The organism is Phenylobacterium sp. (assembly GCF_016124325.1).
GTDB lineage: Bacteria > Pseudomonadota > Alphaproteobacteria > Caulobacterales > Caulobacteraceae > Phenylobacterium.
The window spans coordinates 86352-99626 of sequence record NZ_WGNY01000041.1 but is presented as its reverse complement, the minus strand read 5'-3'; the positions used below and the strand labels follow the sequence as shown (position 1 = coordinate 99626).

Here is a 13275-nt window from a genome sequence, read left to right as displayed (position 1 = left end):
TGTCGAGCCAGGTGCCGACGAAGCTGATGTTGATCCCGCCGCCGTTCTCGATCCCGATCATGTCGAGGTCGGTCCGGTACGACGCGTTGAAGTCGATGCCCTTCGTGCGCAGGGCGCCGGTGTTCAGCGTCGTGTCGACGATGTAGCCGTCGTTCGACAGCCACAGCGAGTTGTCGGCGTCGCGGTGGATCAGGTTACAGAAGTACGGATCCTGGGTCGAAAGGCACCGGTTGATGATGACGTCGGCGCCGATGCCCGAGATGTAGTCCTTCACCTTGATGTTGAAGTAGTCGGCCGAGAAGTTGAAGCCCGGCAGGAAGGTCGGGGTCAGGACGACGCCGAACGAGATGGTGTCCGAGGTTTCCGGGTTCAGATTCGGGTTACCGCCGGTCAGGCCGTTGTACTGCGGCGCGGGGTTGGCTTCGATCGCCAGCACCTGGGCCGTGGTCAGGTTGAACGCCTGGGCGCAGGCCGCGACCAGCGGGTCGCCCGCCGACAGGCCGGCGCAGGGGTCCTGCGTGCCGTCGAGGACGACGTTCTGCGGGCTGAACAGCTCCAGCACGTGCGGCGCACGCACCGCGCGCTGGTAGCTGGCGCGGAACCGCAGATCGTCGATGACCTGCCAGTCGCCGGCGATCTTGTAGGTGTCGGTGGTCACGCCGGTCGAGTAGTCGGAGTAGCGGTAGGCCAGCTCCATCTGCAGACGCTTGGCGAACGGCGCGTCCTGGATCAGCGGGATGCGCGCTTCGCCGAAGAGTTCGTAGACGTCGTAGCTGCCGTTGACCGGCGGCGAAGCGCCGCCCGCGCCGTTCAGGCCGCCCGAAGCCGAGATGTAGTCGGCCGCCGAGTCGAGGCCTTCGCGGCGGTATTCCGCGCCGAACGAAACGCCGACGCCTTCTTCGGCCCACGGGCTCTTGATGCCGTAGTCGGTCAGGTCGCCGCCGACCGAGAAGTTGACCACCCGCTCATAGGTGTTGCCGGTCGAATAGCTGGGGGTCTGCAGGTAGTCGAGGGCGGCCTGGGTCACCTGGCCGAGCTGGAACAGGTTGTAGGGCACGCAGGCCGGGTCGGAGCCGTTGACCACCGAGCGGCAGGTCGGCACGCCGTTGACGCTCACCACGTCCAGGGCGTTGTTGATGGCGGCGGTCCGGAAGAACGCCGTCTGCACCTGGCTGAACTTCACGCGGCCATACTGCATGTAGAAGTCGTAGTTCCAGTTGTCGGCGATGTCGCCGCGCAGGCCCACGACGTAGCGGTACTGGGTGTGCTCCGTCTTGCCCTGACGGCCGCCGCCTTCGATGTTCCGGCGGGAGCCCGTGCCGCGGAAGTAGTTCGGCGAGGCGTCGGTGCCGGGGTTGCTGAGGCAGGTGCCGCCGCCGGAACCGGCCGCGACCGGCATCAGGCCACGCTCTTGATCCGACAGGAACGGGTTGGCGCAGTTGATCGACCAGGTGCCGGCGAAGATGCCGCCCGGCGCGATCTGGTAGGTGGACGTGTCGTCCATGAACATCAGGTCGGCGTAGGCTTCGGCCCACGGCGCGATCTCATAGTGCGCGAAGGCGCCCATGATGTAGCGGTCGTCCGGACGCTGGAAGTAGTTGGCCGGGCCGTAGTTGTAGACGTCGGCGCCGGTCCGGGTGCGGAAGGTGTTGCCCGGGCCGTTGGTGTCGACGATCTGCGAGCCGACGCGCACCGGGAAGGCCGTGCCCGAACCGCCGCAGCCGAACTGCGAGAAGTCCGGCGTGCCGGAGAAGAAGGTGCAGCTCGAATAGTCGCGGTTGCCTTGCAGGATCGGCTCGACGTGGCGGTAGCCGGCGTAGGCGGTCACGTTGCCCTTGCCGTCCGGCGCGTTGACGCCGATCGTCAGCGTGACTTCGGTCTGCTCGCCGTCACGGACGTTGTGCTTCGGCAGCTGGTAGAACTGCGGCGTGGCCGAGGCCGCGCCCGAGGCCGAGACCACGCCCTGGGCGAAGTCGTCGTTGTTGTTGTGCTGGTAGATGCCGTACTGGGCGTCGACGCGGACGCCTTCGAAATCCTTCTGCAGGATGAAGTTCACCACGCCGGCCACGGCGTCGGCGCCGTACACGGCCGAGGCGCCGCCCGTCAGCACGTCAACGCGCTGCACCAGGGCCGAGGGGATGAAGTTGATGTCGGCGGCCAGCGCGCCGCCCGAGGTGTTCGGCGTGCCGGGCATCAGGCGGCGGCCGTCGATCAGCACCAGGGTCCGGGTCGCGCCCAGGCCGCGGAGGTTCACCGTCGCGGTGCCCGTCGAGCCGTTCGACAGCGCCGCGCCCTGCGCCGCGAAGGCCTGCGGCAGGGTGTTCAGCATGTCTTCGACGCGGGTCACGCCCTGAGCCTTCAGCTCTTGGGCGCTGACGGCCGTCACGGGGCTGACGCTCTCGAGGTTCGGCGACGGAATGCGCGTGCCGGTCACGACCACTTCCGACACGGACTCCTGCGCGGCCGCTTGGGTCGAGACCCCGAAGAGAGCTGCGCCGCAAATCATTGAAGACGCCAGAAGGCGTTCCCGCATGGACTTGAATTTCACGGTCTTGATCCTCCAGCGGTCCTGCCCTCGGGCGGCCGCTCCCCACAAAAAGAGATCGGTCCCGGAACCCGATGGATTCCGGTTACGGCGGAGTTACGGGTGTCAGAGACGGCTGGTCAACGAACATTAGCGATCCGCAATGTTTCGGGCGCCCACCTGTCGCATTCTGGTCACAGATTGCCGCACCCCCCACGAAACCGGGCAAGGTTTCGTCAACTGTCCCCTACGAAGCGAATGGACGCCGGTCGCGATTGATACGTTCATGCCGCAATCCAGCCGCACCATTGCGCCTAGACAGAGCGGCCGCGTATGGGAGCGGAGACGAACAGAGGGGCCGCATCATGATCTCACCGCGCGACACGATGATTCTGGCCGCGGCCGCCGCGCTGGCCGGCTCGCCCGCCCTCGCCGCGCCCGCCGCGCCGGAGCGCGCGGCCATCGTCCAGGCCCTGTCCGACTGCCGCAAGCTGACCGACGATTCGGCCCGGCTGGCCTGCTACGACAAGGCCGCCGCGGCCTTCGACCAGGCCGAGACCAAGGGCGACATCGTGGTCGTCGACCGCGACCAGGCGCGGAAGGTCCGCCGCCAGGCCTTCGGCTTCAGCCTTCCCTCGATCTCGCTCTTCGAGAAGGGCGAGACCCAGGAGGAGCTCGAGAATGTCTCCGGCAAGCTCGCGAGCGCCGGGCGGCTGGCGACGGGCCAGTGGCGCTTCAAGCTCGAGGATGGCGCCGTCTGGGATCAGATCGACCACAACGAGCTGTTCAAGACTCCCAAGCCCGGCATGGCGGTCAGGGTCCGCAAGGCGTCGCTCGGCAGCTTCCTGATGATTATCGAGAACCAGCGGGCCGTGCGCGTGAAGCGGGTCGAGTAGGCGCTACCGGTCCTTGGGGTCGATGGCGTCGCGCAGGCCGTCGCCGATGAAGTTGAAGCACATCAGCGTCGCCACCATCACCAGCGACGGGAAGACGAGCAGCCAGGGCGCCAGCTCCATATCCTGAGCGCCGCCGGCGATTAGCGTGCCCAGCGAAGCCATCGGCGGCTGAACGCCGAGCCCCAGGAAGCTGAGAAAGCTCTCGGCCAGGATCACCGCGGGAATGGTCAGCGTCACATAGACCACCACCGGCCCCAACAGGTTGGGCACAATGTGACGGGCGACGATGGCCGTGCGCCCCAGGCCCGCCGCGCGGGCGGCCTCCACGAACTCCCTGTTCTTCAGCGTCAGCGTCTGGCCGCGCACGATCCGGCTCATGGTCAGCCATTCGACCGCGCCGATGGCCACGAAGATCAGCACGATGTTCGACCCGAAGGTGACCATCAGCAGGATCACGAAGAAGATGAAGGGCAGCGAGTAGAGCACGTCGACGAAGCGCATCATCACCTCGTCGACCGCGCCGCCGAGGTAGCCGGCCGTGGCCCCCCAGGCGACGCCGATCGCCAGCGACACCGAGGTCGCCACCGCCCCGATGGCCAGTGAGACCCGCAGGCCCACGAGCAGCCGGGCCAGGAGATCGCGGCCGAGGGCGTCCGTGCCCAGGAGGTGGCCGTGGGTCAGCGGCGGGACCCAGACGTCCTGCTTGTTGACCTGATCGTAGGGGAAGGGCGTGAGGAAGGGCCCGACGGCGGCCAGCGCCACCAGCAGGCCCAGCACGATCATGCTGGCCACCGCGGCGCGGTTGGCCATCAGGCGCCGGCGCGCGTCATCCCACAGGCTGCGGCCGCGGATGGCGGCTAGGTCGGCGCGGTCGCCGGAGGCCGAGACAAAGACGCTCATGCCAGCCTCACGCGCGGATCGAGGGCCGCGTACAGCAGGTCGGCCACCAGGTTGAGCAGCAGGATCAGCGCCGCGTAGACGATCACCATCCCCATCACCACCGTGTAATCGCGCTGGAGGGCCGATACGACGAAGAACTTCCCGAGCCCCGGCAAGTTGAAGATCTTCTCCACCACCAGCGAGCCCGTGATCAGCCCCGCGCAGGCCGGTCCCAGGTAGCTGACCAGCGGCAGGATCGCGGCGCGCAAGGCGTGCTTGCGCACGATCGTGGTCTCGGACAGCCCCTTGGCGCGCGCCGTGCGGATGTAGTTGGCGTGCAGCACCTCGATCATGCCCGCCCGGGTCAGCCGGGAGATGATGGCGATCTGCGGCAGCGCCAGCACGGTGACCGGCAGCACGAGGTTCGGCAGGGCTCCGTTGTTCCAACCCGCCGTCGGCAGCCACCCCAGCTTGGAGGCGATCCCCAGCACCAGCAGCGGCGCGGTGACGAAGGTGGGAATGCACACGCCCAGGATCGCCACGGCCATCACGAGATTGTCCGCCGGGCCGTTCTGCCGCAGCGCCGCGATCACCCCCAGACTCACGCCGACGATGGAGGCGATGGCGATGGCCGACAGGCCCAGCCGGAGCGAGACCGGATAGTTCTGCTGGAGGATGTCGAGGACCGTCTTGTCCCGGTACTTCAGCGACGGGCCGAGGTCGCCCCGGGCCACGCCGGCCAGGTAGTCGACGTACTGTTCCGGCAGCGGCTTGTTCATGCCGTACTTGGCCAGGACGTTGGCCTCGATCTCGGGCGAGAGCTTGCGGTCCATGTCGAACGGACTGCCCGGCGCCGCGCGCATCATGAAGAAGGCGACGGTGATCACCAGGAACAGGGTCGGTATGGCCACCAGCAACCGCCGGCCTATGAAACGCAACATGGGCGGGAAAGGGCCTCTTCCACACGGGCCTTTTCGGGGGCCGGCCGTTGCGAAAGTTCCACCCACCCCCGATGATGTCAACGAAGCGGCCAAACCAGTTCCCGTGGAGCCCCATGTCTGACTTCCGACGCGTCACCGACGACATTTCCGTGAGCCCGCAGATCAGCGTGGCCGACGTGGCCGAGGCCGCCGGCCAGGGTTTCCGCACCATCATCAACAACCGCCCCGACGGCGAGGATCCGGGCCAGCCGGCGGGCGCTGAGATCGAGGCGGCCGCCAGGGCCGCGGGGCTGGTCTACGTCCACATCCCGGTGCGCGGCGGCCCGACGGCCGAGCAGGTGACCGAAACGCTGAACGTGCTGGCCGACGCGCCGGCCCCGGTGCTGGCCTTCTGCCGGTCGGGCACGCGGTCGATCGTCACCTGGTCGCTCAGCCAGGCCATGTCGGGCGCGAGGAGCCGTGGCGAGCTCGTCGGCCTGGGCCGCGCGGCCGGCTACGACCTTTCGGGGCCCCTGGGCGGATGATCCCCTACGTCCGCGAGATCGACATCGAATACGGCCGCTGCGACCAGGTCTCGCCGCTGATCCGGCGGGTGACGGCCAACAATCCCGGCCCGTTCACCTTCCGCGGCACCGGGACCTACATCGTGGGCCGCGGCGAGGTGGCGGTGATCGATCCGGGGCCCGACGATCCGGCGCATCTGGCGGCGATCCTGGCGGCCGTCGAGGGCGAGCGGATCACCCACATCGTCATCACCCACCACCACTCCGACCACTCGCCCCTGGCCGGGCCGCTGAAGGCCGCGACGGGGGCGACGATCTACGGCTGCGCGGTGGCCGCCCACGACGAGGACGACGGCGGGGTGAAGATGGAGGCCGGCCACGACCTGTCCTTCCAGCCCGACGTCAGCCTGTGCGCCGGCGGAACCCTGTCGGGGCCCGGCTGGACGCTGGAGACGATCCCCACGCCCGGCCACACCTCCAACCACCTGTGCTTCGCCCTGGCCGAGGAGAACGCCTGCTTCAGCGGCGATCACATCATGGGCTGGTCCACCACGGTCATCACCCCGCCCGACGGCGACATGACCGACTATCTCGCCAGCCTCGAGGCGATCCGCGCGAGGAAGTTCGAGGTGCTCTGGCCCACCCATGGCCCGCCGATCCGCGAGGTCGAGGCGTTCATCCAGGCGTATGCGGACCACCGCCAGGAACGCCTCGACCAGATCACCGACGCGCTCAAGACCGGCCCGGCCCGCATCCGCGACCTCGTCCCGCGCCTCTACGCCGACGTGGACGCCCGCCTGCATCCGGCGGCCGCCCGCTCGATGCTGGCCGGCATGATCCATATGGTGCGCAACGGGACGCTGAAGGCCGACGGCGAGCCGGGCCCGGACAGCATCTACCGGCTGGCCTGACCGTCGTGCCCAAGACCGCCAACCACACCAGCGTCGAGGACCTGAACCGCGCCAACCTCGGCAAGCTGCCGGAGCATCTCGGCCTCATGATCACCGAGGTCGCCGACGGGCGGGTGGTCGGACGCTTCAGCGCGCGGCCCGACCTCGTGGCCCACACCGGCTATCTCCTCGCCGGGGCGGTGCTGTCGGTGGCGGACATCCTTTGCGCCTACGGCGTCTCGACCGCGTGGCCGGAGGGCGCGAGCGGCTTCACCACGGCCGAGGTCAAGTGCAACTTCACCGGCATCCTGCGGGAAGGCGAGGCGATCTGCACCGCCACGCTGCTGCACGGCGGGCGCACGACCCAGGTCTGGGACGCCGCCGTCACCGACGCGGCCACCGGCCGGCTGATGGCGGCGTTCCGCTGCACCCAGGTGATCCTCTACCCGCGGACCTGACGCGCTCTCGCCCGGCTCAGGCCGCCCCTTTCGCGACCTCCAGGGCGTCGCCGCTGGCCGCGCGGACATCCGGGATCACGCCAGCGCCCTCCAGGCGGCGGTCCCCGCCAGCGAAGTAGTCGGCGACGGGTAGGTAGACCTGGAAGCCTTCGGGCAGGTCGAAATAGGCCCCCGACAGCATCTGCCCGGCCGTCGGCTCGCCCACCAGACGGACCCTGCCCGTGCGCCGGAGCGCGTCGGCGGCCATCTCGGCGGCGCTGGCCGTGCGCCCGTCGACCAGCACATCGACGCGCCCCTCGAAGCCGATCGGCTCGGGATCGATCCTCACGCGCGTGAGGGGCTGGGCCTGCACCGTGCGCCAGAAGGCGATCAGCGAGGTTCCCTCAATGGCCGGCGCCGCCATCATGGCCGCGCGCCCCGGCGCCTCCGAATGGTCCCTTCGCCAGAGACGCGAGGCGAAGACGCCCGCGTCCAGCGGCGCGGTCAGGAGCGGCGCGGTGAGCGGCTTGATCGCAAACGCGCCGCCGGGATTTCCCCGCAGGTCGATGATCAGCGCCTGCGGACGCCGCTCGGCCACCGTGCGCCAGGCGGCCTCGATCTGCTGCAGGGTGTCGCCGCCCATCATCGTCGAGACACGGAGGATCGCCACATCGTCTTCGAACCTCAGCTCGGCGCCCCGGCCGCCGGCGTTCATGGTCTCGAACCGGGCCGCGAGGTCGGCCGCCGAGACGTCGGACCGGCGCAATTCGAAGTGCGAGGCGGCGGGCCGGCCGTCCCACGCCCAGCGCGCGGCGAGGCAAAGGTCGAGGTCGTCCCGGGCCCGGGCGGCGACCGCATCGAGGCGCGACAGGAACCGCCCGAACTCCGGCCCGCGGGCCAGATGCGGATCGAAGAGCCTGGCGGCGACCACCTCGCGAAGCCCGGCGGCGGCGGCCGGATAGTCCCGCAAGCGGGCGGCCCTGCCCAGCGCCGGGGCGGCGGAGAAGGAGCCTCGGAACCAGCCCTTGGCGATCTCGCCCTCGATCGCCTCCGGATCGAGCCGCGTGATCCGGGCCTCGTCGCCCTTGCGCGACGCCAGCGAAACGCCGCGCCAGCCGCCGCCTTCGCGCGTGAAGGCGAACGCCCAGAGGCCGTCGGCGATGTCCGTCGGCGGCGCGGCGGCGCCCGGCAGCCGCCGGACGAGGTCGATCGCGCCGGAGCTGCTGACGACCGTGAAGCTCTCGTCGCCGGTTCGCCGCATCTCGACGAGGAGGTCGAGCGGGCCGAACGCGGTGTGGGGCATGCGCAGCCGCCAGTGCGAGACGGCGCCCGTGGCCGCCCAGGCGCGCGCCGCTCCGGAGGCGACCAACAGCGACGGCGCGAAGGCGAGGACGTTTCGGCGGGAGAGCGCCCGGCTACGCCGCGGCTCGGCCGGTTTTCCCGCAGCCGGAACGGCCTGTCGGCGTATGCGCATTCGAAACTCCTGGACGCCCGGGCGCGGCGCCGCGCCATGGGCGGGCCAGACCATTGGAGCGGCTGGAAGATTTCAAGGCCGCAGCGACGAAACGCCGGCCTGGCGCGACGGTCGGGCCGTCGGTCGCCCTCTTCCCGTCTCGCCGCAGGCGCCTACAGCCCCCGCTCAAGCACGACGAAGCAGAGGTCGTCCCGCGTCGGCGTCCCGAAGCGATCGTCGCCGTAGGGAAAGGGCTCGGTCTCGCCGGTGCGCGCGTAGCCGCGGCGCTCGTACCAGGCGATCAGGGTGTCGCGGACGTTCACCACCGTCATGCGGATGCGGTCCGCGCCGTGACCGCGCGCGAAGTCCTCGGCGGCGGCCAGCAGGCGGCGGCCCAGCTTCTGGTCCTGGCGGTCGGGCCGCACGGTCAGCATGCCGAGATACCAGGCCCCGTCGGCCATGGGCTCCAGGCGCACATGCCCCAGGTGCTCGCCCGCCGCGTCGCGCCAGATCAGCAGATGCCCGTCCGGCGCGCCGGCGACCTCCTCGCGCAGCAGGCCCTCGGTTATGCGGTCGCCCGCGATCACGTCCTCGACGTTCCAGCTCGCGCCTTCGCCGGTCTGGCGGAAGGCGCGGTTGGTGAGGGCCACGATGGCGGGATAGTCGGCCTCGGCGGCCGGTTTCAGCTCGACGTCCATGCCCCGGCAAAGCCCAGAGCCCTTAAAGGGGCTCGAATCCAAGAGTTTGAGCGCGATCTGACCGCAAAACCGGTCTCCACTTTTGCGGATCGCGCTCAGGGTGGAGCCCCGAAATCAAGCGTTCTCCTTGGCCTTGGCCGTCGGCAGGACGTAATCCTTCATCCGCTCGCGGATGACCTTCTTGTCGATCTTGCCGGTGGCGCCCAGCGGGATGTCGTCGACGAAGACCACGTCGTCGGGCATCCACCACTTGGCGATCTTGCCTTCGAGGAACTTCAGGAAGTCCTCCTTGGCCGCCTCGACGCCGTGCTCCAGCTTGACCAGCAGCACCGGCCGCTCGTCCCACTTGGGGTGGAAGGCGCCGATGACCGCCGCCAGGGCGGCCTTGGGGTGGCCGACGGCGATGTTCTCGATCTCGATGGAGCTGATCCATTCGCCGCCGGACTTGATCACGTCCTTGGCCCGGTCGGTGATCTGCATGAAGCCCTGGTCGTCGATGGTGGAGACGTCGCCGGTGTCGAAGAACCCCTCGGGATCGAGGATCGCCCCGCCCTCGCCCTTGAAGTACTCGCCCACCACGAACGGCCCCTTCACCTTGAGCTTGCCGAAGGTGGTCCCGTCGTGCGGCAGGCGGGCGCCCTGGTCGTCGGTGAGCTTCATCTCCACGCCCAGCGGCGGGCGGCCCTGCTTCAGCTTGTAGCGGAGCTGCTCCTCCTCGCTCATGGCGGCGATGGCGGCGTTGGGCGTGGCCTGGGTGCCGAGCGGCGAGGTCTCGGTCATGCCCCAGGCGTGGGTGACGTCGACGCCGTACTCGTCGCGGAAGCCGCGCACGATCGCTTCCGGCACGGCCGAGCCGCCGATCACCACGCGCTTGAGGGTCGAAAGCTCGCCCTTGGTCTCGCGCAGGTGCGCCAGCAGCATCTGCCAGACGGTCGGCACGGCGGCCGAGAAGGTCACGCCTTCGGTCTCCAGAAGCTCGTGCACAGAAGCGCCGTCCAGCTTCTGGCCCGGCATCACCATCTTGGCGCCCACGGCCGCGCAGCTGAACGCCAGGCCCCAGGCGTTGGCATGGAACATCGGCACCACCGGCAGCACGGTGTCGCGGGCCGACAGGCCCATGACGTCGGCGCCCAGGGTCACCAGGGTGTGCAGGAAGTTCGAACGGTGGGAGTAGAGCACGCCCTTCGGATTGCCGGTCGTGCCCGAGGTGTAGCAGAGGCCCGCGGCGGTGTTCTCGTCGAAGCCGCCCCAGTCGCACTCGGCCGAGCTCCGCTCGACCAGATCCTCGAAGCAGAGGGCCCCGGGCAGGTCGACGCCCTTCATTCCGGCCCGGTCGGTCATCACCACGATGTGCTCGACCGTCGGCATCCGGGCCCGGTTCTCGGCCAGCACCGGCACGAAGGTCAGGTCGGTGAAGATGATCTTATCTTCGGCGTGGTTGATGATGTAGCAGAGCTGGTCGGCGAACAGCCGCGGGTTCAGCGTGTGGCAAACCGCGCCGATCCCCATGATGCCGTACCAGGCCTCGACGTGGCGGCCCGTGTTCCAGGCCAGCGTCGCCACCCGGTCGCCCGGCAGCACGCCCAGGCCGCGCAGGGCGTTGGACAGCTTCTTCGCCCGCTCGTGAATCTGCGCATAGGTCGTGCGCACGATCGGCCCCTCGACCGATCGGCTGACCACCTCGCGGTCACCGTGCCAGTGCTTGGCGTGGTCCAGGATCTTGTCGACCGTGAGCGGCCAGTTCTGCATCAGGCCCAGCATGGGCGAGCGTCTCCCAGGTTATCGATCGTTACTTGGCGTCTAGGCTTAGTCAGCCGAGGCCGTTTCCGCAACGAGATCAGGCCTTCGCGCGGTTCCAGGTTGCGACCGCCGCCGCCGTAGGCGCCGCGGCGTCGACCTTCGTCCAGCCGATCTCGCCACCCAGGCGCGAGGCCTGCTCGCGCAGCACGTCGACCGTCGCGTCCGAGGCGTCGCCCGAGCGGCCGGCCACGCGCGCGGCTAGCAGTTCGACCGGAGCCTCCAGCCAGGCGGGGCGGAACGCGACCCCGCAATCGTCCGCCAGCGCCGCGGCGCGGGTCCGCAGCCCGGCGTCGATGAAGGTGGCGTCCAGCACGACCGAGGCGCCGGCGCGCAGCAGGTCGGCGGCGTTGGCGAACATCTCGTCGTAGGCGCGCGCCTGAGCCTCCGGCGCATAGGCCTCGGCGGGCAGGGTTTCGGTGGGCGCGACCCCGGCCAGCCGCTTGCGGACCTCGTCGGTGCGCAGGATCACCGCGCCGGGCGAGGCGCCCAGGCCGGGCGCCATGGCGCGGGCGAAGGTCGACTTGCCCGAGCCCGACAGCCCGCCCACGGCCGCCAGCACGGGCGGCGGCGGCGACAGGTGGGTGATGGCCGCCTCCACATAGGCCCGCGCGGTCTCCACTTCGCCGGAGTGGGCGGTCACATGGGCGCGGACGGCCGCCCGCACCGACAGCATCAGCGGCATCGCGGCCATGCCCCGCCAGATCTCGGCCGGGAAGCTGCGCGCGGCTTCGTCCAGATAGGCCGACAGCGCGCGGACGGCGGCGTCGCGCCGGTCGCGGAAGTCCAGGTCCATCAGCAGGAAGGCCAGGTCGTACTGCACGTCGAGATCCGACAGCAGGTCGCTGAACTCGATGCAGTCGAACAGGATCGGCTGGCCGTTCTCCAGCAGGATGTTGCCCAGGTGCAGGTCGCCGTGACAGCGCCGCGCGAAGCCCGTCGCCGAGCGATGCGCCAGCAGCGCCGACTGCTCCTCCAGCGCCGTCTCGGTCAGCGCGATCATCACCTCCACCCGGTCCTGGTCGAGCCCCTTGCAGGTGTTGCGCAGGAGCTGGGCGTTGGAGCCGACGGTCCAGGCGAGCGCCGTCAGGCCGCCCGCCGGCCGCAGGGGCGCCGTGGCGTGGAAGCCGGCGATGGCGCGGCCCAGCCGCTCGGCCAGTTCGCCGTCCACGGCCTCGGGCCGGGCCGACAGCACCCAGGTCTCGTCGAAGCGCCGCATCTCCAGCACGTGGTCCAGCGTCTCGCCGGCCCCGTCGATGGCGAGCGAACCATCGGCCTCGCGGGTGATCCGGCGAACGGCGCGGTAGATGTCGGGCGCGGCGGGCCGATTGAACTCCAGCTCGCGCTCCAGGGCCCAGAGCCGCTGGGCGTCGGTGGAGAAGTCGGCGTAGCCCAGGTCGTCGTGCCGCTTCACCTTCAGCACCCGGTCGGGCTGCAGGAACACGTGGGCGCAGGCGGTGTCGATCCGCCGATCGCTCAGCGGCGTGAGCCAGGCGACGATTTCGTCCTCGACGGCGTCGCTCAAGGAAACAGCCTGTGCGTCGACCAGCCGTCGCCGGCCCGCTCGAACACCAGCCGCTCGTGCAGGCGGAAGGGCCGGTCGCGCCAGAACTCGATCGTGAGCGGCGCAAGGCGGAAGCCCGACCAGTGCGGCGGCCGCGGCGGCTTGCCCAGGCCGAACTTGAGGCCGTACTCGGCGATCTTCTTCTCGAACGCCATCCGGTCGGGAAGCGGCTGCGACTGGGCCGAGGCCCAGGCCCCGAGCTGGGCGGGCCGCGCCCGGGTGGCCCAGTAGGCGTCGGCCTCGGCGTCGGTCACCCGGCTGATCTCGCCGCGCACCCGCACCTGCCGGCGCAGCGATTTCCAGTGGAACAGCAGCGCCGCCTTGGGATTGGCCGCGAGCTGGCGGCCCTTGGCGCTGCCGAGGTTGGTGTAGAAGACGAAGCCTGACGGATCGACGTCCTTCAGCAGCACCATGCGCACGTCGGGCAGGCCGCTCTCGTCCACCGTGGCGAGCGCCATGGCGTTGCCGTCGTTGGCTTCCTTCTGCAGGGCTTCGGCCAGCCACTCGCGGAACAGGACGAAGGGATCGTCCTCGGTGAGCTGCGGCGGCGGGCCGGCGGCGGCCACCTGGGCCACGTAGTCGTCCTCGCTGGGCGACGGCGGGATGAAGGTCTTCTCGGTCACGTCCGGCCCTATAGCGCGGCGTGCGCCTGCCTTGCGAGGCTTAACGGTGTGTTGAGGTCGTTCACCTTAA

At 69.9% G+C, this 13275-nt stretch carries 12 protein-coding genes; 4 read left to right on the top strand and 8 right to left on the bottom strand.

Annotated features, from left to right (window positions below; genetic code table 11):
- Positions 1 to 2449, bottom strand: a 2449-nt coding sequence (locus GC203_RS21205; protein WP_293458622.1) for a TonB-dependent receptor, incomplete at its 3' end; no start/stop codon positions are given.
- 440 nt (positions 2450 to 2889) lie between these two features.
- Here GC203_RS21205 and GC203_RS21200 point away from each other — a divergent pair.
- Positions 2890 to 3420 (top strand): hypothetical protein, encoded by a 531-nt coding sequence (locus tag GC203_RS21200; protein WP_293458620.1) that lies wholly within the window; start codon positions 2890 to 2892, stop codon positions 3418 to 3420.
- A gap of 3 nt (positions 3421 to 3423) precedes the next feature.
- Here the strand turns inward: GC203_RS21200 and GC203_RS21195 are convergent, their stop codons facing one another.
- The gene (locus tag GC203_RS21195; protein WP_293458618.1) at positions 3424 to 4320 is read right to left on the bottom strand and encodes an ABC transporter permease subunit; all 897 of its coding nucleotides are present in this window, start codon (positions 4318 to 4320) and stop codon (positions 3424 to 3426) included.
- Entirely contained in the window at positions 4317 to 5240 is a 924-nt protein-coding gene (gene oppB / locus GC203_RS21190) for an oligopeptide ABC transporter permease OppB (protein ID WP_293458616.1), read from the bottom strand. Before oppB ends, GC203_RS21195 begins: the two co-directional genes overlap by 4 nt.
- A gap of 113 nt (positions 5241 to 5353) precedes the next feature.
- Between oppB and GC203_RS21185 the strand changes: the two genes are divergently transcribed.
- Genes GC203_RS21185 through GC203_RS21175 form a run of 3 tightly spaced genes read left to right on the top strand, consistent with a single transcriptional unit; the run spans position 5354 to position 7091 of the window.
- A complete protein-coding gene (locus GC203_RS21185) occupies positions 5354 to 5764 on the top strand; it encodes a TIGR01244 family sulfur transferase (RefSeq protein ID WP_293458614.1) in 411 nt (136 codons plus the stop codon).
- A complete protein-coding gene (locus GC203_RS21180) occupies positions 5761 to 6654 on the top strand; it encodes an MBL fold metallo-hydrolase (protein ID WP_293458613.1) in 894 nt (297 codons plus the stop codon). Before GC203_RS21185 ends, GC203_RS21180 begins: the two co-directional genes overlap by 4 nt.
- Positions 6655 to 6659: 5 nt before the next feature.
- Entirely contained in the window at positions 6660 to 7091 is a 432-nt protein-coding gene (locus GC203_RS21175; protein ID WP_293458611.1) for a PaaI family thioesterase, read from the top strand.
- 16 nt (positions 7092 to 7107) lie between these two features.
- Here the strand turns inward: GC203_RS21175 and GC203_RS21170 are convergent, their stop codons facing one another.
- The 5 genes from GC203_RS21170 to pdxH form a co-directional block, all read right to left on the bottom strand.
- A complete protein-coding gene (locus GC203_RS21170) occupies positions 7108 to 8544 on the bottom strand; it encodes a S41 family peptidase (protein ID WP_293458609.1) in 1437 nt (478 codons plus the stop codon).
- Between the two features lie 152 nt (positions 8545 to 8696).
- Positions 8697 to 9221, bottom strand: coding sequence for a GNAT family N-acetyltransferase (locus GC203_RS21165; protein WP_293458607.1), 525 nt, complete (start codon positions 9219 to 9221; stop codon positions 8697 to 8699).
- Positions 9222 to 9335: 114 nt separating this feature from the next.
- On the bottom strand, positions 9336 to 10982 hold the full coding sequence (locus GC203_RS21160; protein ID WP_293458605.1) for a long-chain-fatty-acid--CoA ligase: 1647 nt from the start codon (positions 10980 to 10982) through the stop codon (positions 9336 to 9338).
- 76 nt (positions 10983 to 11058) lie between these two features.
- On the bottom strand, positions 11059 to 12543 hold the full coding sequence (locus GC203_RS21155; RefSeq protein ID WP_293458604.1) for a bifunctional aminoglycoside phosphotransferase/ATP-binding protein: 1485 nt from the start codon (positions 12541 to 12543) through the stop codon (positions 11059 to 11061).
- Positions 12540 to 13205: a pyridoxamine 5'-phosphate oxidase gene (gene pdxH, locus GC203_RS21150; protein ID WP_293458602.1), complete on the bottom strand. Its 666-nt coding sequence runs from the start codon at positions 13203 to 13205 to the stop codon at positions 12540 to 12542. The genes GC203_RS21155 and pdxH overlap by 4 nt, the downstream gene beginning before the upstream one ends.
- Positions 13206 to 13275 lie beyond the last annotated feature (70 nt).